Source organism: Streptomyces sp. NBC_01261, assembly GCF_036226385.1.
Classification (GTDB): Bacteria; Actinomycetota; Actinomycetes; order Streptomycetales; family Streptomycetaceae; genus Streptomyces.
In genome coordinates, this window is record NZ_CP108463.1 from 3441281 (window position 1) to 3466147 (window position 24867).

18 protein-coding genes are annotated in these 24867 nt (G+C 70.5%); 3 read left to right on the forward strand and 15 right to left on the reverse strand.

What is annotated here, in order from left to right; translation table 11 throughout:
- Positions 1 to 37: 37 nt before the first annotated feature.
- The 4 genes from OG226_RS14735 to OG226_RS14750 form a co-directional block, all read right to left on the reverse strand.
- Positions 38 to 724 carry a response regulator transcription factor gene (locus tag OG226_RS14735; protein ID WP_328678039.1) on the reverse strand — a complete coding sequence of 229 codons (687 nt, stop codon included), beginning with the start codon at positions 722 to 724 and terminating at the stop codon, positions 38 to 40.
- Positions 721 to 1872, reverse strand: coding sequence for a sensor histidine kinase (locus OG226_RS14740; protein WP_329349196.1), 1152 nt, complete (start codon positions 1870 to 1872; stop codon positions 721 to 723). Before OG226_RS14740 ends, OG226_RS14735 begins: the two co-directional genes overlap by 4 nt.
- Entirely contained in the window at positions 1869 to 2393 is a 525-nt protein-coding gene (locus OG226_RS14745; RefSeq protein WP_329349197.1) for a DUF1453 domain-containing protein, read from the reverse strand. The genes OG226_RS14740 and OG226_RS14745 overlap by 4 nt, the downstream gene beginning before the upstream one ends.
- A gap of 343 nt (positions 2394 to 2736) precedes the next feature.
- Positions 2737 to 4857 (reverse strand): DNA gyrase/topoisomerase IV subunit B, encoded by a 2121-nt coding sequence (locus OG226_RS14750; protein WP_328678046.1) that lies wholly within the window; start codon positions 4855 to 4857, stop codon positions 2737 to 2739.
- Between the two features lie 443 nt (positions 4858 to 5300).
- Between OG226_RS14750 and OG226_RS14755 the strand changes: the two genes are divergently transcribed.
- The gene (locus OG226_RS14755) at positions 5301 to 5534 is read left to right on the forward strand and encodes a DUF7455 domain-containing protein (protein WP_033283991.1); all 234 of its coding nucleotides are present in this window, start codon (positions 5301 to 5303) and stop codon (positions 5532 to 5534) included.
- Positions 5535 to 5650: 116 nt separating this feature from the next.
- Here the strand turns inward: OG226_RS14755 and OG226_RS14760 are convergent, their stop codons facing one another.
- The 8 genes from OG226_RS14760 to OG226_RS14795 all read right to left on the reverse strand — a co-directional run bounded on the left by OG226_RS14760 (position 5651) and on the right by OG226_RS14795 (position 19746).
- Positions 5651 to 6508, reverse strand: a complete 858-nt coding sequence (locus OG226_RS14760; protein WP_328678051.1) for a S1 family peptidase — start codon at positions 6506 to 6508, stop codon at positions 5651 to 5653.
- Positions 6509 to 6640: 132 nt separating this feature from the next.
- Positions 6641 to 8182 carry an RNA polymerase sigma factor gene (locus OG226_RS14765; RefSeq protein ID WP_328678053.1) on the reverse strand — a complete coding sequence of 514 codons (1542 nt, stop codon included), beginning with the start codon at positions 8180 to 8182 and terminating at the stop codon, positions 6641 to 6643.
- A 435-nt stretch (positions 8183 to 8617) separates the two neighbouring features.
- Positions 8618 to 9505: a FadR/GntR family transcriptional regulator gene (locus tag OG226_RS14770; RefSeq protein ID WP_328678055.1), complete on the reverse strand. Its 888-nt coding sequence runs from the start codon at positions 9503 to 9505 to the stop codon at positions 8618 to 8620.
- A 163-nt stretch (positions 9506 to 9668) separates the two neighbouring features.
- On the reverse strand, positions 9669 to 11675 hold the full coding sequence (locus OG226_RS14775) for an ABC transporter ATP-binding protein (protein WP_329349198.1): 2007 nt from the start codon (positions 11673 to 11675) through the stop codon (positions 9669 to 9671).
- Positions 11676 to 11778: 103 nt separating this feature from the next.
- Positions 11779 to 12537 (reverse strand): NUDIX hydrolase, encoded by a 759-nt coding sequence (locus OG226_RS14780; protein WP_328678059.1) that lies wholly within the window; start codon positions 12535 to 12537, stop codon positions 11779 to 11781.
- A 130-nt stretch (positions 12538 to 12667) separates the two neighbouring features.
- Positions 12668 to 14971: a glycogen debranching N-terminal domain-containing protein gene (locus tag OG226_RS14785; protein ID WP_329349199.1), complete on the reverse strand. Its 2304-nt coding sequence runs from the start codon at positions 14969 to 14971 to the stop codon at positions 12668 to 12670.
- Between the two features lie 455 nt (positions 14972 to 15426).
- Positions 15427 to 17271: a DUF4192 domain-containing protein gene (locus OG226_RS14790; protein ID WP_329349200.1), complete on the reverse strand. Its 1845-nt coding sequence runs from the start codon at positions 17269 to 17271 to the stop codon at positions 15427 to 15429.
- A gap of 315 nt (positions 17272 to 17586) precedes the next feature.
- Positions 17587 to 19746 carry a RecQ family ATP-dependent DNA helicase gene (locus OG226_RS14795; protein WP_328678062.1) on the reverse strand — a complete coding sequence of 720 codons (2160 nt, stop codon included), beginning with the start codon at positions 19744 to 19746 and terminating at the stop codon, positions 17587 to 17589.
- 368 nt (positions 19747 to 20114) lie between these two features.
- Here OG226_RS14795 and OG226_RS14800 point away from each other — a divergent pair, with 368 nt between their 5' ends.
- Positions 20115 to 20750 carry a hypothetical protein gene (locus OG226_RS14800; protein WP_329349201.1) on the forward strand — a complete coding sequence of 212 codons (636 nt, stop codon included), beginning with the start codon at positions 20115 to 20117 and terminating at the stop codon, positions 20748 to 20750.
- Between the two features lie 242 nt (positions 20751 to 20992).
- Here the strand turns inward: OG226_RS14800 and OG226_RS14805 are convergent, their stop codons facing one another.
- The 3 genes from OG226_RS14805 to OG226_RS14815 all read right to left on the reverse strand — a co-directional run bounded on the left by OG226_RS14805 (position 20993) and on the right by OG226_RS14815 (position 23111).
- Complete coding sequence (locus OG226_RS14805) at positions 20993 to 21634, reverse strand: hypothetical protein (RefSeq protein ID WP_329349202.1); 642 nt, start codon at positions 21632 to 21634, stop codon at positions 20993 to 20995.
- A gap of 68 nt (positions 21635 to 21702) precedes the next feature.
- Positions 21703 to 22404, reverse strand: a complete 702-nt coding sequence (locus OG226_RS14810) for a ribonuclease HII (RefSeq protein ID WP_328678066.1) — start codon at positions 22402 to 22404, stop codon at positions 21703 to 21705.
- A gap of 83 nt (positions 22405 to 22487) precedes the next feature.
- Positions 22488 to 23111, reverse strand: a complete 624-nt coding sequence (locus OG226_RS14815; RefSeq protein ID WP_328678068.1) for a TetR/AcrR family transcriptional regulator — start codon at positions 23109 to 23111, stop codon at positions 22488 to 22490.
- Between the two features lie 199 nt (positions 23112 to 23310).
- On the opposite strand from OG226_RS14815, the gene OG226_RS14820 reads away from it, so the two are divergent.
- Positions 23311 to 24858 (forward strand): MFS transporter, encoded by a 1548-nt coding sequence (locus OG226_RS14820; RefSeq protein WP_329349203.1) that lies wholly within the window; start codon positions 23311 to 23313, stop codon positions 24856 to 24858.
- Positions 24859 to 24867 lie beyond the last annotated feature (9 nt).

A 24867-nucleotide genomic window follows, 5' to 3' on the forward strand; every position in this document is an offset into this window, starting at 1 on the left:
ACTCTTCTTCTCCGTTGTCTTCACCCCATCAGGTGACTCAACCCGCTGGTGGCCGCACCAGTCCCTTGCCGTAGGCGTAACGCACCGCCTGCGCACGGTCCTTGAGCCCCGTCTTGGCGAACAGGTTGTTGATGTGGGTCTTCACGGTCGCCGTGGAGACGTGCAACGCGCGGGCGATCTCCTGATTGGTCAGGCCCTCCGCGATCAGCAGCAACACCTCGGCCTCCCGCGCGGTGAGCCCGTCCGGCGGCTCGGCGGGCTCCGACGGCTCCTGTGGCTCGGGCTCCGACAGGCGCTCCAGCAACCGCCGTTGGATGCTCGGCGACAGTCCCGCGTCCCCCGACAGCACGCTCTCCACGGCCCGTACGATCTCGTCGCCGCCCGCGTCCTTGGTGAGGTAGCCACGTGCCCCCGCGCGCAGCGCCGGGAACAGCGACGCGTCGTCCGCGAACGTCGTGAGCACCACGACCTGGGTCCCGGGATGCTCCGCACGGATCCGCCGGGTCGCCTCGACACCGTCGCAGCGCGGCATGCGCAGGTCCATCAGGACGACGTCCGGGGCGAGTTCGGCGACGAGCCGCACCGCCTCGTCCCCGTCGACCGCGGCGCCGACGACCTCGATCCCGGGCAGCAGCCCCAACAGCATCACGATGCCTTCCCGTACGACGGTCTGGTCGTCCGCGACCACGACCCGCGCGGGCTTCCTCACAGCCTCATCCGTCATGCAGGCACCTTCAGCGTCACCACGAATCCCTCCTCGTCCGGCCCGGCCCGCAACGAACCGCCCAGCAGCTCGGCGCGTTCCCGCATGCCCAGCAGACCGTATCCACCTCCCGCCGCGATTAGTTCGCCCGGCGAGCCGCCCGAGTCCCTTACGTCCAGGGTCACTTCGTGCTCTCCGTAGTCCAGCGTGAGCAGCACCTTGGCGCCCGGGGCGTGCTTGCGGACGTTCGTCAGGGCCTCCTGGGCGACCCGGCGCACGGCCTGCGAGGCCTCGGCGGGCAGCTGTCTCCGGTCACCCGTAACGGTGACCTCGGCACGGCCCGTCGTACCGACGATCTCGGTCAGAAAGTCCTCCAGCGGGCTCATCTCGCCCCGCAGCGCGGACAGGGCCTGCCGGGTCTCCACCAGGCCGTCGCGGGCCATCCCCCGGGCCGCCACGACCCGTTCCAGGATCGTCTCCCGGTCGGCGCCCCGCTCGATCAGCAGCCTGGCCGCCTCCAGGTGCACGAGCTGTGCCGAGAGGCTGTGGGCCAGCACGTCGTGGATCTCCCGGGCGATACGGGCCCGTTCCGCCAGCGCGGCGGACTCCGCCTCGGCCGTACGTGCCATGCGTTCCTGGGTGAGCAGCCGCTGGGCGTTGCCCCGGGCCTCGGCGTCGAGGCGGAGCGTGTATCCGGCGAGGGCCAGCCCGGCCGTCGTGACCGCGGTGGTCAGCCATACGTCGTTGTCGACCGCGGCGAAGGCCGCGAGGGACACCGAGGTCACCGGCACGGCGACCGCGATGGGCAGCCGTTCGAGTGAACTGACCGCACAGCCGCACCAGATGACGAGGGCCGGGACCGTGAACCCGGCGGCCTGTCCCACGATCGCGATCCCGAGGAGCACGGCGATGAGTGCCACCGACGGCCAGAGCCTGTGGTCGAGGGTGGTGCGCCAGAAGGCCCAGGCGAGAACCGCGGCCACCAGGATCCCGGCCACGCCGCCGACCAATGTCCAGCCGCGGATGTGGCTGCCGGCGAAGGCGCTCCCCAGCAGCATGCCGAGCACCAGTAGCCGGACGGCCCAGGCGAGCAGCCGCCGGGGCCGTGAGACTCCCTCTCGGCTCAGCGCCTCCCGCGAGGGCCAGCGCGTCCAGGCGTTCTCCGTCACACGCGCTCCTTCCGGGCGGGCCGCGCCATGCCGAAACCGTACGCCGGGGCCGGCCCGGCCGACCCGGTGAAGGACTGGGCCCGCCAGGCCAGGACCCCGGAGCGGACCAGCAGCGTCGCCGCGAGGCCGAGCATGAGGGCCGAACTGTTCTGGTGCACACCCACGACCGCGCCCAGGACGACGAGGCCGACGCGCAGGGCTATGCCGACGATCCAGACGCCCCCGCTCGCCTTGGTGCTCTTGCTCCACACGGAACCGTCCGTCTCGACCCACAGGCGCGTGGTCCAGGCCCAGCCGGCTCCGGTGGCCAGCCCGACGACCAGCTCGACGGCGAGCAGGAGGGCCGACCCGGTGTGGTGGTGGGCGTCGAGTATGCCGGGGTCGCGCAGCGCCACGACGGCGAGGATCACGGGAAGGAGCCACCAGCGCCGGTCGGTGTCGATCCGACGGGCGCGGAACTGCCGCACGATCACCACCGCGACGACGGCCACGATCACCAACGCGTTGACCAGCCCGGACATCAGAGCCTCCGTGAGCGGAAGAGGATGCCGGCGGCGAGCGCTGCCGACGCCTTCGACGCTACGGAAATTCGCTGGTCGGCAGATCGGCGCCAGGGTGGATCGTGGGTGGATCTCCGAAACGCCTCAGCCTCCACCCACGGGTGGAGCCGACCGGTGGCGCCGGGTCAGTGTCAGGCGCGGAACAATCGCGGCGGGCCCTCGCCAACCCCTCCGAGCACAGGGCCCGGCCTGGGTCCAGGCCTCCGAGCCAAGGGCCGAGCCCGGGTCCAACCCTCCGAGCCGCGGCCGGGACCGGGTCGGACCCGAGTCCGGGCCCAGGTCGAACCCGGGCCCGGTCGTGCGGTCAGGCGTCGATCCGCGACCGGTCCAGCGTCGCGGCCGAGCTGGAGATGAACTCCTTGCGCGGGGCCACGTCGTTGCCCATGAGCAGATCGAAGACCTGCTCGGCCGCGTCCAGGTCGGAGAGGTTGATCCGGCGCAGGGTGCGGTGGCGGGGGTCCATCGTCGTCTCGGCCAGCTGGTCGGCGTCCATCTCACCGAGACCCTTGTAGCGCTGGATGGAGTCCTTGTACCGGACGCCTTTCCTCTGGAACTCCAGCATCTTCTCGCGCAGCTCACGGTCCGAGTACGTGTAGACGTACTTGTCCTGGCCCTTCTTGGGCTGGACAAGTTCGATGCGGTGCAGCGGCGGCACCGCGGCGAACACCCGGCCGGCCTCGACCATGGGCCGCATGTAGCGCTGGAACAGGGTCAGGAGCAGGCACCGGATGTGGGAACCGTCCACATCGGCGTCGGTCATCATGATGATCTTGCCGTAGCGGGCCGCGTCGATGTCGAAGGTACGGCCCGACCCCGCTCCTATGACCTGGATGATCGCCCCGCACTCAACGTTCTTCAGCATGTCGGTGACGGACGACTTCTGGACGTTGAGGATCTTGCCGCGGATCGGCAGCAGCGCCTGGAACTCGGAGTTCCGGGCGAGCTTGGCCGTACCGAGCGCGGAGTCTCCCTCGACGATGAACAGCTCGCTGCGCTCGACGTCGTCGCTGCGGCAGTCGGCGAGCTTGGCGGGCAGCGAGGAGGACTCCAGGGCCGTCTTGCGGCGCTGCGCGTCCTTGTGCTGCCGGGCCGCGATACGCGTGCGGGCGGCGGCGACGGCCTTCTCCATGACCACGCGGGCCTGGGCCGCCGCGTCACGCTTCGTCGAGGTCAGGAAGTCCTTGAGCTCCTTGGCGACCACGTTGGCGACGATCCGGCGGGCCGCCGACGTACCGAGCACCTCCTTGGTCTGACCCTCGAACTGCGGTTCGGCGAGCCGGACGGTGACGACGGCGGTGAGGCCCTCCAGGGCGTCGTCCTTGACGACGTCGTCCTCGGCGACGCGCAGCAGCTTCTTGGCGCGCGCCACCTCGTTCATCGTCTTGACGACAGCCTGCTCGAAGCCGGCGACGTGGGTGCCGCCCTTGGGGGTGGCGATGATGTTCACGTACGACCTGAACGTCGTGTCGTAACCGGTCCCCCAGCGCATCGCGATGTCGACGCCGAGTTCCCGGGTGACCTCGGTGGGCGTCATCTGGCCGTGGTCGTCCAGGACGGGCACCGTCTCCTTGAAGCTGCCCTGGCCCGACAGGCGCAGTACGTCGCAGACCGGCTTGTCGCTCGCCAGGTACTCGCAGAACTCACTGATGCCGCCGTCGAAGCGGAAGGACTCCTCCCCCTTGCTGCCGCCTTCACCGAGGCCGTACTCGTCGCGGACGACGATGGTCAGCCCGGGCACCAGGAACGCGGTCTGCCGGGCCCGCTGGTGCAGGCCCTCCAGCGAGAGCTTGGCGTCCTTGAGGAAGATCTGACGGTCGGCCCAGTAGCGCACGCGCGTGCCGGTGCGGGTCTTGGGAATCCGCTTGGTCTTGCGCAGGCCGCCAGGCTCGAACGTGGCGTCCGGACCGGCGTTCGTGAAGGAACCCGGCACACCGCGCCGGAAGCTGATGGCGTGGGTGTTGCCGCTGCGGTCGACCTCGACGTCCAGCCGCGCGGACAGGGCGTTCACCACGGAGGCGCCCACGCCGTGCAGACCGCCGGAGGCGGCGTACGAGCCGCCGCCGAACTTGCCGCCGGCGTGCAGCTTGGTCATGACGACCTCGACACCGGAGAGGCCGGTCTTGGGCTCGACGTCGACCGGGATGCCCCGGCCGTTGTCCCGGACCTCCACCGAGGCGTCGTCGTGCAGGATCACCTCGATGTGGTCGCAGTAGCCCCCGAGGGCCTCGTCCACGGAGTTGTCGATGATCTCCCACAGACAGTGCATCAGGCCACGACTATCGGTCGACCCGATGTACATGCCCGGGCGCTTGCGTACGGCCTCTAGCCCCTCAAGGACGAGCAGGTGCCGCGCGGTGTAGTTGGAACCGTCCCGGTCTGCTCCTGCCAGCAGCGCTGTCGACGGCACGGACGTTTCGGCGGTCACGCGGTTCGCTCCTCGCTGAATTTCAGATGAGGCCCTTTTGGGTAAGGGCCCGGCTTCGGTTGCCGCTCAGAGGGTACCGAGGCCTGGTAGAGCCGTTGTAACGCCACCCTCGTCTCCTCCTCACACTAGTCCAGGGTCGTATACCTGTTCGATCCCTCGATGGAGTGAAGTACATATCACGTTCCCTTCGGGGCATGAACCATTTAGGCTCCGGGCACGTCCTCATGAACAACCGGCAATCCAGCCGGGTGGACCCGACCCTGACCCCACAGCGCGAACCCGTACAGACACATAGACACGCAATACGGCACATTCGCCGCCAACCGGCAGCAGACAGCCGCCCCGGAAGAATTTTTCGAGAAAAGGCCACGAGCGGGAACGTTTTCGGCCTGGTTGGATGTTGACCCTGGTACGACAGCTCGTCGAGCTAGAGAAGAGGCGACGTGACTACTGTTCTGACCCCCGCGAGCCCACTGACGGCCGCCGATCGCTGCGACCGCTGCGGCGCCCAGGCATACCTGCGCGTCGTCCTGCTGAGCGGCGGAGAACTGCTCTTCTGCGCCCACCACGGCCGCAAGTTCGAGCCGGAACTCAAGAAGATCGCCGCTGAGATACAGGACGAGTCGGAGCGGCTGACCTCCGCTCCAGCAGCAAGCGCTCCTGAAGAAGACCGCTGACACATCGCGTCCACGACGAGCCAGCACCGGCCCAGGCCGGCGACGGGCGGCCCCGCTCCTGAACCACAGGAGCGGGGCCGCCCGTCTTCATACCCGCAGATGCCTCTCAGACGCCGTCAGGCGCCCTTGTGCGGCCCTGGCGAGCCGCGGTGGCGGCCCAGTGTCCGCAGGACGTCCGACACCCTGGTGTAGACGCCAGGGCTCCCGGCCCGCCCGCACCCGCTGCCCCACGACACCAGCCCGATCAGTCGGCCCTGGGCGACCAGCGGCCCACCACTGTCCCCCTGGCAGGCGTCACGGCCTCCCTGAGCCTCTCCGGCGCAGAGCATGGACTCGGGGAGGTAGGAGCCGTCGGCACCGGCCGGATAGGCCTCCTCGCACTGCGCGTCGGACAGCACGTGCAGGCGCGCCGCGTGCAGGCTGCCCGCGTAGTCACCGCTGCCGGTGAGATCGCCCCAGCCGTAGACCGTGGCCGCCGTGCCCGCTCGGTAGGCCGTGTCGCCCGCGGCCGCCATCTTGACGACCGAACTCTGGGGCAGCGGATCGGCGAGGGTGAGCACGGCGAAGTCGCCGGCGTTGCTGGCGGGGTCGTACTCCGGATTGACCCACACATCGCGTACGGCGATCTCCTGGCCCCGGTCCGACAGCAGGTCCGTACGGCCCGCGATGGCCTTGAGGTCGGTCGCCCGGTGCGGCGGCGCCCCCAGAACGTCGTCACCCATGCAGTGGGCCGCGGTCAGCACGACGGTCCGGTCCACGGCCACACCGCCGCAGAACTGCCCCGCCCGGGTACCCCCGAACCGGTCACGGCTGGACAGCGCCACCGTCCAGGGGCTCACGGAGACATCGACCGGGAAGCCGCCGACGACGATGCTGTCGGCGGCCACGGGGGACGCGGAGACCAGCGGTATGGCGGACGCGGCAGCCGCCAGGACCAACGGCCGGGTCAGCGCCCGGGCAAGGGGACGACGCATGCACGTTCCTCACTCTGGGATGGTCGTGGGAGACCCAGAGTGATCCAGCACGCGGCGCGCCGCACCTGCGGCCAGCACGAAGGCCCGGCCCCCTGAGGGGAAACCGGGCCTTCCGTGTCGTACGACTACGACCTAGTCGAGGTAGTCGCGCAGCACCTGCGAACGCGACGGGTGGCGCAGCTTCGACATGGTCTTGGACTCGATCTGGCGGATGCGCTCACGGGTGACCCCGTACACCTTGCCGATCTCGTCGAGGGTCTTCGGCTGACCGTCGGTGAGACCGAAGCGCATCGAGACCACGCCGGCCTCGCGCTCGGACAGGGTGTCCAGGACGGAGTGCAGCTGCTCCTGGAGGAGGGTGAAGCTGACCGCGTCGGCCGGGACGACGGCTTCGGAGTCCTCGATGAGGTCACCGAACTCGCTGTCGCCGTCCTCACCCAGAGGGGTGTGCAGGGAGATGGGCTCGCGGCCGTACTTCTGGACCTCGATGACCTTCTCCGGGGTCATGTCGAGTTCCTTGGCCAGCTCCTCCGGGGTGGGCTCGCGGCCCAGGTCCTGGAGCATCTGGCGCTGCACGCGCGCGAGCTTGTTGATGACCTCGACCATGTGCACCGGGATACGGATGGTGCGGGCCTGGTCGGCCATCGCGCGGGTGATCGCCTGACGGATCCACCAGGTGGCGTACGTGGAGAACTTGTAGCCCTTGGTGTAGTCGAACTTCTCGACCGCGCGGATCAGACCGAGGTTGCCCTCCTGGATGAGGTCCAGGAAGAGCATGCCGCGACCGGTGTAGCGCTTGGCCAGGGAGACCACCAGACGGAGGTTGGCCTCCAGGAGGTGGTTCTTGGCGCGGCGGCCGTCCTCGGCGATGATCTCCAGCTCGCGCTTGAGCTTGGGGGCGAGCTTGTCGGCGTTGGCCAGCTTGTCCTCGGCGAACAGACCGGCCTCGATGCGCTTGGCGAGCTCGACCTCCTGCTCGGCGTTGAGGAGGGGGACCTTGCCGATCTGCTTGAGGTAGTCCTTGACGGGGTCGGCGGTGGCACCGGCGGCGGCGACCTGCTGCGCGGGCGCGTCGTCCTCGTCCTCGTCGGAGAGCACGAACCCGGCGCTCTCGGCACCCTCGGGCTCGTCCCCGGTCTTGCCGGGGGTCTCCTCGGTCGCCTCTTCGTCGACGACCTCGGCGTCGTCCTTCTTGGCGCTGGTCTTCTTGGCCGCCGCCGTCGTCTTCTTGGCGGCGACCTTCTTGGCGACCGCCTTCTTGGCGGGCGCGGTCTTCTTGGCAGCGACCTTCTGCGCGGCGTCGTCCTCGACGGAAGCGTCGGCGACGGAGGCCGCCGGCGTGGCGGTGGCGGTGGCCTTCTTGGCGGTCACCGTCTTCGCGGCGACCGTCTTGGTGGCGGTGCGCTTGGCCGGACTCTTCGCTGCGACGCTCTTTCGGGTGCGCTTGGGCTCCGCGGCACTGACCATCAGCGTCACACCCTCTTCCTCGAGGATCTGGTTGAGGCTGCGCAGTACGTTCTTCCACTGAGTGGCCGGAATCTGGTCAGCTTCGAAGGCCCGACGCACGTCATCGCCGGCGATCTGCCCCTCAGCCTTTCCCCGCTCGATGAGCGCCATGACAGAGACGGACTCGGCGATCTCCGGCGGGAGCGTACGGGATGTGCTGGCCGACACGAACAACCTCTCGGAACGATGGAAAACGGCTTCCGGCCCCGTCCGGTACGGACAGGAACCGACGACCGCCGACTTGGGGATGGGCCGACGGCGCGGGCTGGGGCCGGGAAGAAACACAGCGCCTCGAACGGCGTCCGTATTCCCTTCCGCGGCTGTCACCTCTTAGGTCATCGCGCAGTGCCCGCGAGCGTTACGCCCAATCTGCGTGGCCCGAGTCACACCCCGTAAGCGTTCAAAAACGGTCAGACACGGGCAGAAGAGGTCACCCACGGCCTTGACGGGCGCTCCTGAGGGAGATCCGACACCCCATCGCACCGCCGGACCCCGCCGGATTCCCTGGAGGATCCTGCGGGGTCCGGCGGAAGACGGGCGCCCCGGCCGGGCGCCGCCACGAGAACGCGGCACACCTCGACCGCACGGACCATCCCGTGCGCGTCAGTGCTCGCGCGGGGCGGGCACCACGCGCTCCACCTCGGGGTGCACGATGAGCAGCTGCCGCATGGCCGCCTCGGCCGCCGCACCGTCGCCGGCGCCGAGGGCGTCGACGATCCGGGCGTGGTGCCCCAGGGAGGCCTCGGTCGGGCGGTCACAGCCGGTGACCGGTCCGCCGGAGACATGGAGGGCCGAGGAGACGATCCCGGAAAGGTGCTCCAGCATCCGGTTGCCCGCGACCTGGATGAGCAGCGAGTGGAACTCGGCATCCGCGCGGGAGAAGGTCAGCGCGTCACCCTGCCCCATGGCGTGGCTCATGATCTCGACCATGTCGGAGAGTCGCTGCTGGACATCCTCGCGCCCGTGGCCGGCGGCCAGGCGAGCGGCGAGCGGCTCGATCGTCCAGCGCAGCTCGCTCAGCTCGCGGCGCTGGTTGTCGCGCTGCGGGCCGAAGGCGCGCCATTCGATGATGTCCGGGTCGAGGAGATTCCAGTCACTGACGGGACGCACGCGCGTGCCGACGTTCGGGCGGGCGCTGACCAGGCCCTTGGCCTCCAGGACACGGAGCGACTCGCGGACGACGGTGCGGGAGACCTCGAAACGCTGGCCGATCTCCTCGGGCACCAGCGGGCGGTCGGCGCCCAGGTCCCCGGAGACGATCATCTGACCCAGTTGCTGGACGAGTTGGCCGTGCAGCCCGCGTCCGCGGTTGCCCGCGGCACGCCGGCCCACGCGGCCCAGCTCGGGGTCGGAACCGTCCCAGGAAGGGGCTCCGAGGCGCTCGGTGACGGGCGCCTCGGCATAGGGGTAGCGGTCGAGTTCGCCCGGGCCGGCGAGACCGGAGTCTGCGGAGCGGGCGGCGGTCATCATGGTGTGCGCAAGGGTACTCACGGATCATTTGTCGGCGCTGTCCCCAACTCCCTTGAGGTCTTTGGTGAAAAGCACACGAAAGGGTGATCGCTCACCCCGTCGCAATTGACGCCTTATCGGAAAGAAATGGGCTTTCTGCGGGGAGTTGTGCGCAGAGCGGCACCCCGAAGGGTACGGACGCTCGTCATCGGACCCTGCTACGCAGGGTCGTGAGCAGATACGCGCAGAGCAGAGCGGTCAGCGACAACGCCAGTGCCCCGCCCACGGGTTGGGCGATCATCCGCGCCGCCGCGGACAGGTAACGCTCTCCTCCGAAGGGCCACTGCAGCAGCAACACCTTGTGCATCCGCATCGGGAAGCCTTCCGCGGTCCGCACGGCGGGCCCCTCCAACGCCTTGTGCACGAGGGGTACGACGAGAATCGGTACGGCGACCACCGCGGCGAGCCCCGCCGTGGTGGACCGGAAGATGCCGGCCGCCAGAACGCCGGCCCAGGCGCAGCCGACGACCAGGCCGATCCAACTCGCGCCCATCGAAAGCCAGTCCGCGGGAACTTGCGCAAGCTCCCGTCCGTAGACGAGATAGAGCACTTCGGCGTCGCAGCCCACCGTGAGAAAAGCCAGCAGCAGTGCGGTGGCCGCGGAGACGAGGAGCTTCGCGACGAGCAGCCCCATCCGTCGGGGCACGGTGCCGCGGTCCGCCGCCAGGGCGGGGTGACGGAACTCGTCACCGAACGCGAACGCCCCGAGCAGTCCCGCACCGAGCGCCGCGGGCGGCAGGGGCAACTCCCGCGGCCACGCGGCCAGCAGACGCGACTGCGGAGTGTGCCCGATGCGGGCCAACAGCAGCGCGGTGAGCGCGGACACGGCGAGCACGGCGGCCCCGGTCAGAAACCCGGTGCCGATACCGGCGGCCCGACGCAGCTCGTAGCGGAGCGGGCGAAGCGGGCTGGGGGCGGAGCGGACGGAGATGGGGGGCGGGAGCGGGGACAGGGTGTCGGGGGTGAGGACTTGGGAGGGGCGAGGGGCACGTGTGCGGGGACGGGTGTCGGCCGACTCCTCGGGGTCGATGAGGGGGACGAGGCGGGAGTTTGTGGTGGGGGTGCTTTCAGCGGTTGCCTGGGCCTCGTACGGCGGTTGAGGTTCGGCGACGGGGTGTGGTTCTTCGGCGACGGGCGGCGCATCCGTGAGTCGCGTCGGTTGCCCGGTGAGTGGCACGTCACTGCAGGCCGATGGCATCCCTGCTGTCGACGGGGTGTCAGGCACTCGCGGCTCGTCGACGGATTCCGCCTCGCCCTGGAGGGTCGTTCCGGCGCCCGGTCCCATGTCCCCGATCTCGTCCGCGAGTTGGTGGACGAGGATGTCGTGCCGGAACGCCGTCTCGCCGACGTCGGCGCAGGTACTGCCGTACACGGAAAGGCGGTTGCCGTCCTCGCGTACGACTTCGACTGAGCGGTGTGCGGTGCGGGCCTCCTTGGTGAGGAGGGCGGCGAGGCGGTTGGCGTGTGGGCTGCGGACGGCGACGCGGGGGCGCAGCCGGGTGCGGGCGAAGTCTCCGGCCTCCTGGTCGGCGACGAGTCTGCCCTGCTCCAGGGTGACGACCCGATCGGCGCTGCGGGCGGCCTCCTTGGGGTCGGCGGTGGTGAACAGGACCGTGCCGCCCTGGGCCGCGTGCGCGCGCAGCATGCCGTACAGCCAACGGCTTTCGCGGGCGGAGAGGGCGTCCGCGGGTTCGTCCAGCACGAGTGTGTGCGGGTCGGACAGCAGGGCGCAGGCAAGGCCGAGGCGGCGGTCCATGCCGCGGGCGAGGCTGCCGAGGCGTTCGTCGCGCAGGCTGACGATGCCGACCACTTCGAGGACTTCGTCGGCGCGCCGGGCCGGAACGCCCGCCGCGGCACACAGCATCCGGAGGTGGCCGCGGACCGATCGGGCCGGATGTCCCGGCACATCGCCCAGGAGGACGCCGACCTCGCGCGACGGGTGGGCGATGCGGTGCAGGGGACGGCCCCTGAAGTAGGTGATTCCACGTCCCTGTTGGAGTTCGAGCATGAGCCCGAGCGCGGCCGTCTTGCCCGCGCCCGGTGCTCCGAGGAGTGCGGTGACACGGCCCGCACGTGCCTCGAAGGAGACGTCGTCGACGGCGGGCGGATGCTCCTTGCGGGCGTTGCTGGTCAGTCCGAAGGCCTGGATCACCCACAGCAAGATAGCGCGCTATGTCCGTTTTTCCAGGCACCGAACGGCCCGCTCCGCAACCGTTGATCGCCTCGGTCGGTCACTTCGACGAGGTGCTACGACCTCACACCTCGGGACGCAGCATCGGCGGGTTGAGCAGCGTGGCCCCGCCGGCCCGGAACAACTGCGCGGGACGGCCGCCCTGACGGGTCGTCGTACCGCCCGTCGGGACGAGGAACCCGGGCGTGCCGGTCACCTTGCGGTGGAAGTTGCGCGGGTCGAGCGCCACGCCCCACACCGCCTCGTACACGCGGCGCAGCTCGCCGACGGTGAACTCGGTGGGGCAGAAAGCCGTCGCCAGGGACGAGTACTCGATCTTCGAACGGGCGCGCTCCACCCCGTCGGACAGGATCTGCGTGTGGTCGAAGGCGAGCGGCGCCACCGGATCGCCGTCGCGTCCGAACCCGCCCTGCTTCAGCAGCTCTTCGACGGGCGCCCAGCGTGCGTTGCTGGCGTCTCCACCGGCGCGTGGTGCGGGCAGGTCGGGAGCGAGCGCGAGGTGGGCGACGCTGACGACGCGCATCCGCGGGTCGCGCTTGGGGTCGCCGTACGTCGCGAGCTGCTCCAGATGTGCTCCGTTGTCCTGGGCGGGGACGCCCGGGTCGTGGGCGCGCAGTCCCGTCTCCTCGGCCAGTTCGCGCGCGGCGGCCTGCGACAGGTCCTCGTCGGCCCGCACGAAGCCGCCTGGCAGCGCCCAGCGCCCCTGGAACGGCGGCTCACCCCTGCGTACCGCCAGCCCGCACAGAGCATGGCGGCGCACGGTCAGCACGACCAGGTCCACGGTGACGGCGAAGGGCGGATACGCTGACGGGTCGTAGGACATGCGGCGATCATAGTCGTCTGCCTGACGATAAACACTCCCTTCGCCGGTACCGCCGCGACTGATCCACTTCGGTGCGATGTGCGGCTCGCCTACCGTTTCCGGCCGTCTTCCGATACGGCCTCCTCCGAGGTCACGCTCCCAATTGCAGGCCGTCAGCCGCCTCTTCGACCATGGCGATACCGAGTCGGCCGACCCTTACGGCGAAGGGGGCGCCCGCGATCCGCAGCCCGGTGAGGCCGATCTCGCCCAGGGGCGCGCTGCGCATCGGGCGGAGGGTGACCGTGCGGGCGGGGGCGTCGGGGCGGATGCCCGCGAGGGTGGTCAGCAGCAGCACTCCGGCGGCCGCCGCCGTGGCCGCCGGGCGGCAGGCCGCAGGGTGCGGAAGGGGAGCGCTCCCGTCCGTGCGCTGCTCCCCCGCGTACATCTCGGGGAGCCGGTGTCCGAACGCCTCGGCCGCGGCGAGGACACCCCGCAGCAGGGAGGTCGCCTCCCTCTCGTACGCGGCGGCTGCCAGGCCCGCGACGGCGATCGCCGTCTCCGCCACCCGCACGGCTCCGCCCCGGTGACTGAACGGGCTGTACCCCGGCTCCTTCACACCCAGGCCGCGCAGTCCCCAGCCCGAGTCCATGGCCGGGGCGCCGAGCAGCCGGGCGAGTTGCTCGGCCCGCACCTTGTCCAGCAGGCCGGGCGCGTACTCACCGCCACCCAAGAGGCCGGTGTCGAGGAGGTGGGCGCCGGTCGCGCCGAGGTGCGGTACGAGGCGTCCGTCCGGAGATCTGGCTGCTGCCGGGCGGCCGCCGCCCAGGTCCCCGATCCAGAAGTCCGCGCGGAAGGCGGTGCGTAACTCCTGGGCCCACTGCCGCAGTTCCGCACCACCGGGTCTGCCGAACGCGTCGAGCAGATCGGCACCGAGCAGTGCCGCCCGGTGGGCGTGGGCCTGCGTCTCGCAGCGGACGGGTCCGCCCGGGTGCGGGTCGCGCAGATATGTGCTGTCGCCCACGGTGGTCCGCAGCCAGCTCAGACAGCGCTCGGCGGCCGGGACCAACTCCCGTGTCTCCTGCTCCGGGAGCCCCCAGCGGCGGGCCTCCGCGAGCAGCACCGGGAAGAGCAGGGTCGCCTCGGTCCCCGTGCAACTCGGCGGCAGATGGGCGCCGGCGTCACGACGCGGTCCGGGAATCATGCCCAACTGTGTTCCTGCGCGCTGGAGTTGGGTGCGGGCGAGGATCCGCAGCGTGCCTGCGGCGAGCCGCGTACCGAGAGGCAGCGTCATCCGCGCCGCCGTGAGCGACTCCGCCGGCGCCAGACCGCAGCGCCAGGGTGCGCCGGCCGCGAGATGCGTGTCGGAGGGGTGCGCGGGGTCGCGCATCAGCAGCGCCTGGAGATCCTCGATGCTGGTCCGCAGGAGCACTGGGACTCGAGGGTCGTCGCCGGTCGCCCGTGCGGAGGCCAGGGGGCTCGTCGCGCCGTGGCCCACCGCCCGGATCGGTCTCGCGCCGTCCGTCCGTACCCGGAGTTCCACGCTCACCGTGCCGCCCGGTGGCAGGTCGAACTCCCAGCGCAGAAGCCCTGCGGAAGCCAGCGCGTCGGCGGGCGGAGGGTCGGCTGTGACCGCCGAGTTGCCGGTGGGACCGGACCAGCGCAGGCCCGAGTCGTGGACGCTGGCGGGCAGTTCGGGTCCTGCACTGCCTGCGGCGATCGCGCCCAGCTCGGCCATGTCGGTGCCGAGCGCGACCTCGACCGGCAGGCGCAGCGGGCGCCAGGAGACGCTGCGCAGGGTGATGCGCTCAGTGCCGTCGGCATGTCGGGTCCGCTCGACGACGAGGTCCGGGTCCGGGCCGCAGTCCGGGGACACCCGCATGGTCCCTACGAAACGGGCTCGGTCGGCGGCCGTCATCCTGGCCTGCACCGCCAGTGGTTCCCGTCCGGCCACTCGCAGCTGACATCGGGAGAGCACACGTCGCCCCGCGCGGTAGAAACCCTCCAACCCCCGGCCGTTCAGCTGCCCTTGCTCGGTGGAGACTGCGAAGCCCGGGAGAGCTACGCAGATCAGGGTGGTGTGGGTGGGAGGTAGTTCGAGGGAGCGGCGAGGCGTCGGGCGGGACGGGGGTGGCTGGGGTGGCGGTGGACTTTGCGGCGGGGAGATGGAAGAGGGCCGACGTGAGGAGACGGGAGACGGCTGGCGTGGGGATGCGGGCGGGGGCGGGGGTGGGCGCCGGATCTGGCCGGGCGGCCAACCTGCTGCCGGCGGATGGGAGGGTTGCGGCGGGTGCTCGGGGTCGACGGTGCCCGTATCGGACGTACCTGTGCCTGTGTACGGCGGCGGGGAGCTGGTGCCCTGGTGCGTCGGCGACGGGTTGGTGCCTCGGCTCGGGCGCGGCTCGGGGACACCGGAGTCAGCGTGATCGTCAGCGGCAGAGGGCGTCGGCTGGTGCATGGGCGGCTTCTTCTGCGCTCTGTGCGCCTCAGACGTGTTCGGCGCCGGATGGAGGGTTCCGGGAGGACAAGGGCTGTCCGGCGACACGACCCGTTCAGGCGTTCCGCCACTCAGGTGAACGGAGCCGGGCTCCTCGTGGTCACGCCTGCGGCCTGGGAAGCCGACCGAATGGCGGCGCGGCGGAGAGGCCGGAGCAGGCGGACAGCCGGCGCTGGTCTGCCGGTCCCGGTGGCCACCGAACCGGCGCACGGTCGGTTGGCCGCACGCGCCCGTTTCCCGCGCCGCGTGCCCCTCAGCGAGTCCGGCGTCAGTCCGCGTGCTGAGGACATTGACCGCATGTGGAGTCAGCTCCGCCAGCTGGGCGCCCCGACGGAGCCAAGCATGGAACCAAGCTCCGAACGCACCCTGCCGACCGCCAGACCGGCGAGACTGCCATCCACTCCCCCACACCTTGATCACCCGTCCCCCTCAATGCCGTTGCTCCCCGGCTGCGGCGCCTCCGAGCAGGTGTCGTAGCGCCGCGAATCGGCCTTCTTCGAGGTGCGCGGACGTGTGCTGCCGGAGCGCGTGGGGCCCTGCGCCGGTGTGCGCGGACGGGATCCGTCGGTCCCGGATCGGCGGCCGTTCACGCCAGCGGGATGGGGACGGCCCTCGGCTCCATCAGCCGTGCGTGTGCGTCGCCGACGACGAGAGGCCGTGGGCGAGGCCGGCTCCGGTGCAGGGCCTTCGACGGGACCACTCGCGTCCTGTTGTGCGGAATCGTCAGCGGTCGCCGCACCGCTGACAGCACCTCCCGTGCCCGTCATCGCTCCAGCTCCCGCCGCGCCTGCAACTCCCGTCACATCTCCAGCGCCCACCACCCTTCCAATGCCGGCCATCTCTCCGATGCCTGCCGCTTCTCCAACTCCCGTCGCCCCTCCGGCTCCCATCGCCCTTCCAGCTCCGGTCATCGCTTCATAGCTCGCCGCACCTCCAGCGCCGGCCTTCCCTCCGACGCCCGCCGCACCTGCAACTCCCGTCGCCTCTCCAACAACCGTCGCCCTTCCAACTCCCGTCACTCCGGCCCCCGCCAGCTTTCCAACTCCCGCGCCCGACCCCTCTCCACCTCCCGCAACCCCCGCCCGCCCCACCCGCTCCGCGCGCAAACACCGCCGAATCGACTCCGGGTCCAGACCCTCGTTGCAGGCCTGGTGCAAGAGGCGGGCGAACAGGTAGTCGGGGTCCGCGCCCAGGGCCATGGCCAGGGCCTCCCTTGCCTCCAGGTCGTCGCCGGTCGACCAGGCGACCCAGCCGGCGAGGGTGAGCGGAGCCGCGGCGTGTTCGCCGTACGGTCCGACGCAGCGGCGGGCCAGCGCGCGCCAGAGACGCAGGGCCGGTAGCGCGTCGTCGCCCTCCATCCACTCGGCGGCGCGGTCGCGGGTCGTGCGGTCCTGGAGGCCGAGGATCAGCGTGGCGGCTTCGTCATGGGCGAGCAGTGCGTCGTCGCGGAAGTCCGAGTGGAAGGCACCAGACACGTGCGGTGCCGCGGCGAATCGCCTCATGATCCGCTGGGCCAGATCCAAGGTCTCCTGCGCCACGTCCGCTCGGCTGGCGTCGTCGAGGATCCTGGGAACCAGGGTCATACCGGCGGCGTCCAGCGCGACTTCCTGCCGAAGTGCCATAGCCGTTTCCCAGGGCTGCAGCCTGGCCCGCAACTCCCTTAGCGTGCCGCGCACTTGGAGTCCCGCGTAGGTCGCCGCAGCGGCCAGCACGGAGGTGCCGGGGAAGCCCATCGGAGACCCGTCGACCGGGCAACACCCCTTGCCCGCGCAGCAGTACGACCAGAAGCGGCCGTCCGAGATGCAGAGCGCCTCGATCACCGTCACGTCCAACCGACCGCACTCCGTGCGCAGCTTCTGCACGAGCGGGCGCAGGCGCTCCATGACCTGACGCCCCGACTCTCCAGGCGCCGGTTCCTGACAGACGTAGGCGATCATCTGCTCGGGCCGGGTTCCCCTGCGCTCGCTGCCGGTCACCAGGCCGTGGGCCAACTGCCGTGCCACGGAGGCCCAGTCGTCCGCGCCGGCGGGAATGCCGAGCCGGGCCCTGCCGCCGAACCGGCCCCGGCCGTCCCGATCGTGCAGGGCGACGAGGACGATGCTGTCCTCGGGGCGGTACCCGAGCAGATAGGGCAGGGCGTCGGCGAGTTCGGCAGGGGTGCGCAAGGTGAGCTGGTGCTCGGGGTTGCCGTGTCGGTCGTACGCGGTGGGGTCGATGTCGCCGTTTTCGGAGGATCCGGTCGTTTCGCTGTGGTTCGTCATGCGTCGACGATCTCGCGGATCACGAAGTTCCGCTTGGGCCTGTGGATAAGTCCGGGCAGGTGCACGTCACATGGGGTTCGGCAGGGTCAAGTCGGCCCACCTGACCGGGAAATCCGGACCGTCCCCGGCGATAGTGCGGTCGCCCCGCGGGGAGGGGCCGACCGAGGCGATTCAGGCGCCGCAGCCAAAGCTCGTCCCGAGCAAGGCAATTCCCCGCCGCCGAAACCCGCCCCACCCCAGCGCGAATCACCACCCCCGCAGGCTGCCATCACCCCGAACGCAGGTCACCCACGACCAGGTCCCGAAATCGAAACCTCAGCCCGCCGCAGCCAGGACCAGCGGAAGAACCTGTTCGCTGCCTGCCCTGCGGAGCAGTCGGGCGGCAACCGCGAGCGTCCAGCCCGAGTCGGTGCAGTCGTCCACGAGCAGGACGGGCCCGGGAGAGGCGGCCAGCGCGTCGGCCAGTTCCCCCGAGACGGCGAAGGCGTCGGACAGGGCCCTGAGGCGCTGGGCGGAGTTGCTGCGGCGTGCCGCGTGTGTGCCGTCCGGTCCGGTGTACGTCAGGGTGCCCAGGAGGGGGAGGCGGCCGATGGTCGCGATGCCCTGGGCGAGGGAGCCGACCAGTTGCGGGCGGCCCAGGGACGGTACGGCCACGACGCCCACGGGCCGGGCGGAGGGGTCCGCGGCGTTCGGTGCCCAACCGCCCGGAGAGCGCGCCCAGTCGGCGAGGACCGCCACCGCCGCTTTCAGGACGTCGTCGGGGACGGGACCGTCGGGCGCATTCTCGGCCAGAAGTGGGCGCAGCCGGTTGCCCCAGCCGATGTCCGAGAGCCGTCCCAGGGCGCGCCCGGTGGAACACTGGTCCTTCGCCGGGATACGGCCCTTGAGGTCGACGCCCAGCGCGGCCATCCCGGTCGGCCACATACGGCGCGGTTCGACCTCCACGCCTGGGCGGTCCAGTTCCTTCGTCGCCCCCGTCAACGTCTCCGCTGAGACCGAGGAATCGATCCAGGCGCCCGCGCAGTTGTCGCACCGGCCGCACGGCACCGCGCCTTCGTCGTCCAACTGCAGGCGCAGGAACTCCATCCGGCACTGGACCGTACTCACGTAGTCGCGCATGGCCTGCTGCTCGGCCGCCCGCTGCTTGGCCACCCAGGTGTACCGCTCGGCGTCGTACACCCACTCCGCACCCGTGGCCGCCCAGCCGCCCTTCACGCGCTTGACCGCGCCGTCGACGTCCAGGACCTTCAGCATCGTCTCCAGCCGACCGCGTCGTAGGTCGACCGCCGTCTCCAGGGCCGGCACGGACAGCGGGCGTCCGGCGTCGGCGAGGGCCGAGAGGGTCTGCCGGACCTGCGTCTCGGGCGGGAAGGCCGTATCGGCGAAGTAGCGCCAGATGGCCTCGTCCTCGCGGCCCGGGAGGAGCAGCACATCGGCGTGGGCCACACCGCGCCCCGCTCGGCCCACCTGCTGGTAGTAGGCGATCGGCGAGGAGGGCGAGCCGAGGTGGACCACGAAGCCCAGGTCCGGCTTGTCGTAGCCCATGCCGAGTGCCGAGGTGGCGATCAGGGCCTTGACCCGGTTCTCCTGGAGGTCGACTTCAGCCTGGAGGCGGTCGGCGTTCTCCGTCTTGCCGGTGTACGAGGCCACCTTGAAGCCGCGCTGGCGCAGGAAGGCGGTGGCTTCCTCGGCGGCGGCCACGGTGAGCGTGTAGATGATCCCGGAGCCGGTCAGCTCGTCCAAGTGCTCGGCGAGCCACGCCAAACGGTGGGCGGCGTCCGGCAGTTGGACCACTCCCAGCCGCAGGCTCTCCCGCTCCAGCGGACCGCGGAGCACCAGGGCCTCCCCCGCGCCCGTGCCCAACTGCTCGGCCACATCGGCGGTCACGCGCGCGTTGGCGGTCGCGGTGGTGGCCAGTACCGGTACGCCGGCGGGCAGTTCGGTGAGCATCGCCCGCAGCCTGCGGTAGTCGGGGCGGAAGTCGTGTCCCCAGTCGGAGATGCAGTGCGCCTCGTCGACCACCAGGAGGCCGGTCGTAGCGGCGAGCTTGGGCAGCACCTGGTCGCGGAAGTCCACGGAATTCAGCCGTTCGGGACTGACCAGGAGAACGTCGGTCTCGCCCCGTTCGACCTCTCCGTAGATGTCGTCCCACTCCTCGGGGTTGGCCGAGTTGATGGTGTGCGCCCGGATTCCGGCCCGCGCCGCCGACTCGACCTGGTTGCGCATCAGCGCGAGCAGCGGCGAGATGATCACCGTAGGACCGGCGCCGCGCCGGCGCAGCAGGGCGGTGGCGACGAAGTACACCGCCGACTTGCCCCAGCCGGTGCGCTGCACCACCAGCGCGCGCCGGCGCTCCTCCACCAGGGCAGCCACCGCCTGCCACTGGTCCTCGCGCAGCCGCGCCGTACCGCTCTGATCACCGACCAGCTCGGCGAGGATGGCGTCGGCTTCTGCACGCAGCTCCTGGTTGCTCATGCCCCCATGCAACCGCACGCCACTGACAACGACCCAATCCCCCGCCGCGGCGAAGCGCGCGGCCCCTCGTCCCGCACCCGGGCCGACCGGCTCCCTCTGGACCTTCCGCACCTCAATGGCGTACGAAAGTGTCGTGCCCGAATGTCCCAGGCGTCGTCAGGTGACGCGTTGGGTAGGGATATAAGCCACAGTCCGTCAGATAACGGTCGGTGGCCCCATTTGCTCGTTGCCGCATCCCAGTTCGGCAGGAAGAATTGGAGTCCGCTCCCCGCGCGGCTCGTCCGTGATCCGGTAGGGCTCTGCTGCGGTGTGCGCTCCCCCGAATCCGACCCCGCCCGTAGTGTGGGCGCGTAGCCGAAGGGAGGACCGTGACCTTCGGATTCGCTCCGTCCTCCGCGGCATCCACGTCGACGTCTGCCGACCTGTCCGCCGCTTCCGCCAACCCCCTCGCCCGTCTGCTCGAACCCTCCGAATGGGCAGCCGCCGGAATCCCGTTGCTGCGCAATCCCCGCGAGGTCGTCAGCGGGCTGCACTCCCGGCATCGCCCCAGACCGGCGACGGCGATCGTGGCCGTCCTCGATCCGGACGAGCGGCTGCTCGCGAGCGCCTCGTTCGTCCGGCGGTCCGCCCCGGCCGACGGCTGGATGTTCCGCAACGCGCTGCTCGCGCAGCTGCGCCGCGTCATCCCGCACGATCTGCGCCGCCGTACTCCGGTGCGTACGGCCGTGCTGCTCTACTGCCGCGAGGGCGACGCGCGTTGGACCGAGGAGGACGGCGCGTGGATGTGGGGGCTGCGTGACGCCTGCACCCTGCACGGGCTGCGCTGCGGGGCCTACATCACGCTGACGCGTGACGGCTGGCAGGTGCTCGGCGAGGGGCGCGGCGGCCGTAGGCCCAGCGCGGACTCCGCGCCGGAACCTTTCGCCATGTCCGAGGTACCGCCTCTGCTGCCCCGCACCGGCGGCGCAGCCTCGGAGGTCCTGCGCCGCGCCGCGGCCCGCTGAAACCCGGTCCGGGCTCCGCGCCCGGACCGCTTGGCGCCATCGCCGCGGAGTCCGTACTACGCCGAGTCACCCGCGCTCCGGTCAAGGCGCACGGGACAGAGGTACAGCCCCGGCAGGCACACTTCACTGGCCGCGCCAGACATCCGCGCACGCCGAACGCGTCTCCGTGCACAGACCGTCGCGACGGCGTTCACCGGACCGCCGTCACCCTCCGAGAGCCTTCCGGGAGTTCCCGGAAGGGCTCAGACGCCCGCGCCCAGCACCGAGTTGATCTGCTGCGGGTCACCGCAGACGATCAGCAGGGTGCCGGCCCGGCCGAGGGCCAGGGGCAGGACGGTGGTGGCAACGTCGGCCGCGCCTCCGTTGACGGCGACCACGACGACGGGACGGGACGCCGCCCGCCCCACGACGGCGGCGTCCGCGTAGAAGACGTCGTCGCGCGCGTCGTGCTGCGCCCAGTAGGAGGCTTCACCGAAGGAAAGCTCGTGGGCTGCCCACGGGTGCGGTTCGCCGGTGGTGATCACCAGCACGTCACTGGGGGCACGACCTGCCTCCAGAAGCAGGTCCACGGCTTCCTCGGCAGCGTCCAGCGCACCGTCGGCCGAGGCCGGGATCAGCTGAATCTGCGGGGTCGCCACAGGGGTGTCGGAGGAGGCGGGAACAGCCGGACCCGAGGGTCCGGGCTTGGCCACGGCCACGTCACGCGGCGTGCGTTGCGCAGGCGCCGTGGGCCGCAGGGGGCCGGGGCGACCGGGACGCGACGGAGCCGCGGGGCGGGGGCCGGGTACAGGGCGGGGGGTCGGCGCGACGCGGCCACTGGCCGGAGTGACGCTGGGACCCTGGGCACTCTCGTGAATCTGAGGCTCCTCGGGAATGAGAGGCATGAGCTGATTTTTATCAAACGCTGGTGCGGCTTGCGGCAGCGGGTGGCACATGAGTGCGAGCGGAACGGTCAGAAGTCGAAACCGAGCTGGCCCTCGATCTTCGGAACGTTTCCCTCCGCCCAACTGCGGGCCTTCTTGAGGTGCCGCCACTGGGGCAGCGCATCAAGATACGCCCACGACAACCGGTGGTACGGGGTGGGGCCCCGCTCCTCCAGTGCGGCCTTGTGCACCGGTGAGGGATACCCGGCGTTGGCCGCGAAAGCGAAGTCTGCATGGTCGATGCCCAGTTCGGCCATCATTTTGTCGCGCTGAACCTTGGCGATCACCGAAGCGGCCGCGACCGCCACGCACGACTGGTCGCCCTTGATCACCGTACGGACCCGCCAGGGGTCCCCGAGGTAATCGTGCTTCCCGTCGAGGATGACCGCGTCGGGGCGAACGGGCAAGGCCTCCAGAGCACGCACTGCGGCGAGCCGCAGCGCGGCCGTCATCCCCAGTTCGTCGATCTCTTCATGTGAGGCATGCCCCAGGGCGTACGCCGAGACCCACTTGCGAAGTTCCTCGGCGAGTTCGGTGCGTCGTCTGACCGCGATGAGTTTGGAGTCGGTGAGGCCTTCGGGGGGGCGGCGCAGTCCGGTGACCGCCGCGCAAACGGTGACGGGACCGGCCCACGCACCGCGCCCCACCTCGTCGACGCCGGCAATGACCTTGGCCCCAGTCGTGGCGCGCAGTGAGCGCTCGACGGTGTGAGTGGGTGGTTCGTACGGCATGGCGTGCTCAGGGTACGCCGCCCGGAACCCCTCTGCGACACCCGGGTTTCCCCAAGCCTCCTGAAGACCGCCCCGCTTCGGCTTCACGAACCACCGGGCCGGAGCAGCGGAAGCATCAACTGGTCGATCATTTCCTCGATGTCACGGTCGATCCATTCACTGCCGCACATCTTCGAGCGGTACATCATCATCGCCGGGACAGCGTCCAGGACATAGCCGTTGGAGGCGTCGGAGCGGACCTCGCCGCGCTCTATTCCGCGGTTGATCACCTCCCCGAGCAGTCGGATCGTCGGTTCCACGACCCCTTCGAAGATCACGCCGTGGAAGCGCTCCGCCTGGGCGGTGTCGCATTCGTGAATGACCGAGCGCAGGGCGTATCCGGGGCGCGAATACATCGCGTCGCGCGCCTGCACGCACAACGCCAGCAGGTCCTCCCGCACGTTCCCGAGGTCGGGCGCCTCGTTCAGACGCGGCAGCCCTGCCTGCAGCGCGTCCGCGACGAGGTCTTCTTTGGACGACCAGCGCCGGTAGACCGCGGCCTTGCCGGTCTGGGCGCCGGCGGCTACGCCTTCCATCGTAAGGGCGTTCCATCCGACCGTGCCGAGTTGCTCCAACGCGGCGTCCAGGATCGCGCGTTCGAGCACGGCACCGCGACGTCGGAGGGAGGCCGTCCGAGCGGGGGCGGCCGTCCAGCCCGAAGTAACCATGTGAGTGTCTCCAGCGAGCAGTGGAATGGGGAATTCCGAGGATCGGTGACGGGGATCGAGGATGCGTCACGCGGCAGCGACGGGGAGATGCCGCATGAAGGCGAGTTAAGTGAACGCTTGCGTTCTCTGTTGGGGACTCACTACCGTTGACGCGGCAGTGAACGCGAGCGTTCACTAACACACTTGTGGGGGACCCATAGTGACAACCTCTCAGTTGATTCAGCACCCCAAGCCAGGAGCGGCCCGCCGGGAGGGGCATCCCGGCATCGCGCTCGCAGTCATCGCGGCCTGCCAACTCATGGTGGTACTCGACGCGACGATTGTGAACATCGCCCTCCCGCACATTCAAGCCGCTCTCAGTTTCAGCACCACCGACCTCACCTGGGTCGTCAGCGCCTACACGCTCACCTTCGGCGGCCTGCTGCTTCTCGGCGGTCGGGCCGGCGACATCCTCGGCCGGCGACGGGTGTTCACCACCGGCATCCTGCTCTTCACCTTCGCCTCGCTGCTCGGCGGACTCGCCCAGGAACCCTGGCAGTTGCTGGCCGCACGCGTCCTGCAGGGCATGGGTGGCGCGATCGCGTCGCCCACCTCGCTGGCGCTCATCACCACCACGTTCCCCGAAGGGCCGGAGCGGAACAGGGCGTTCGGAGTCTTCGCCGCGGTCTCGGCGGGCGGCGGCGCGATCGGTCTGCTCGCGGGCGGCATGCTCACCGAGTGGCTCGACTGGCGCTGGGTGTTCTTCGTCAACCTGCCGATCGGCGTACTGATCGCCGTCCTCACACCGCTGTACATCAACGAGTCCGAACGGCACACCGGCCGCTTCGACATCGCGGGCGCGATGACCTCGACGGCGGGCATGGCGTCTCTCGTCTACGGCTTCATCCGCGCGGCGGACAAGGGGTGGCGCGACGGCCTGACCATCGGCTCCTTCGCAGCGGCGATCGTCCTGCTGCTGGCCTTCGTGGTCACCGAGTCCCGGGCCAAGGAGCCGATCACCCCGCTCAGGATGTTCGCCGACCGCAATCGCTCGGGCACCTACGTGATCATGCTGAGCCTGGCCGCCGCAATGTTCGGGATGTTCTTCTACATCGTGCTCTTCGTGCAGAACGTGCTGGGGTACACCCCGATCCAGGCAGGGCTCGCCTTCCTGCCGGTGACGGTCGTGATCGCGGCCGGCGCGGGTCTGTCCCAGCGGTTCCTGCCGGTGCTCGGGCCACGGCCCTTCATGCTCATGGGCTCGACGCTCGCGGTGATCGGGCTGGCCTGGCAGACCCTCATCAGCTCGGACAGTTCGTACGTCGGCGGAGTGCTCGGTCCGATGCTCGTGTTCGGCTTCGGGATGGGCCTGAACTTCGTGACGCTGACGGTGACCGCCGTCTCCGGTGTCGCCCAGCACGAGGCGGGCGCGGCCTCCGCGCTGCTCAACGCCATGCAGCAGGTGGGCGGTTCGCTCGGTCTGTCCATCCTGACCACGGTGTTCGGCTCGGCCAGCAAGGACGAGGCGAAGAAGCAGCTGCCGAAGTTCCTGGCCGACGGATCGGCGGGACAGAAGGCGGCCTTCTCCAAGTCGCACCAACTGCCCGCGCCTTGGGGACACGAGGTGCTCGCGCACGGCATCGCGACGGCCTTCATCCCTGCCGCCGCGATGGCCGTACTCGCCCTCGTCACCGCCTGGTTGGTGATCCGGGTCCGCAGGAGCGACCTCGACGCCCTCGCGGGCACGGCGGGTCCGGGAGTCGCCTGACCGCCGGCC

What these genes read in the sequence shown, in the direction of transcription:
- OG226_RS14745 (WP_329349197.1), bottom strand. Translation starts at nt 2,393, where the DNA reads ATGTCCGGGCTGGTCAACGCGTTGGTGATCGTGGCCGTCGTCGCGGTG.
- OG226_RS14815 (WP_328678068.1), bottom strand. Translation starts at nt 23,111, where the DNA reads ATGGTTACTTCGGGCTGGACGGCCGCCCCCGCTCGGACGGCCTCCCTC.
- OG226_RS14790 (WP_329349200.1), bottom strand. Translation starts at nt 17,271, where the DNA reads ATGACGAACCACAGCGAAACGACCGGATCCTCCGAAAACGGCGACATC.
- OG226_RS14780 (WP_328678059.1), bottom strand. Translation starts at nt 12,537, where the DNA reads ATGTCCTACGACCCGTCAGCGTATCCGCCCTTCGCCGTCACCGTGGAC.
- OG226_RS14810 (WP_328678066.1), bottom strand. Translation starts at nt 22,404, where the DNA reads ATGCCGTACGAACCACCCACTCACACCGTCGAGCGCTCACTGCGCGCC.
- OG226_RS14795 (WP_328678062.1), bottom strand. Translation starts at nt 19,746, where the DNA reads ATGAGCAACCAGGAGCTGCGTGCAGAAGCCGACGCCATCCTCGCCGAG.
- OG226_RS14805 (WP_329349202.1), bottom strand. Translation starts at nt 21,634, where the DNA reads ATGCCTCTCATTCCCGAGGAGCCTCAGATTCACGAGAGTGCCCAGGGT.
- OG226_RS14760 (WP_328678051.1), bottom strand. Translation starts at nt 6,508, where the DNA reads ATGCGTCGTCCCCTTGCCCGGGCGCTGACCCGGCCGTTGGTCCTGGCG.
- OG226_RS14785 (WP_329349199.1), bottom strand. Translation starts at nt 14,971, where the DNA reads ATGCACCAGCCGACGCCCTCTGCCGCTGACGATCACGCTGACTCCGGT.
- OG226_RS14735 (WP_328678039.1), bottom strand. Translation starts at nt 724, where the DNA reads ATGACGGATGAGGCTGTGAGGAAGCCCGCGCGGGTCGTGGTCGCGGAC.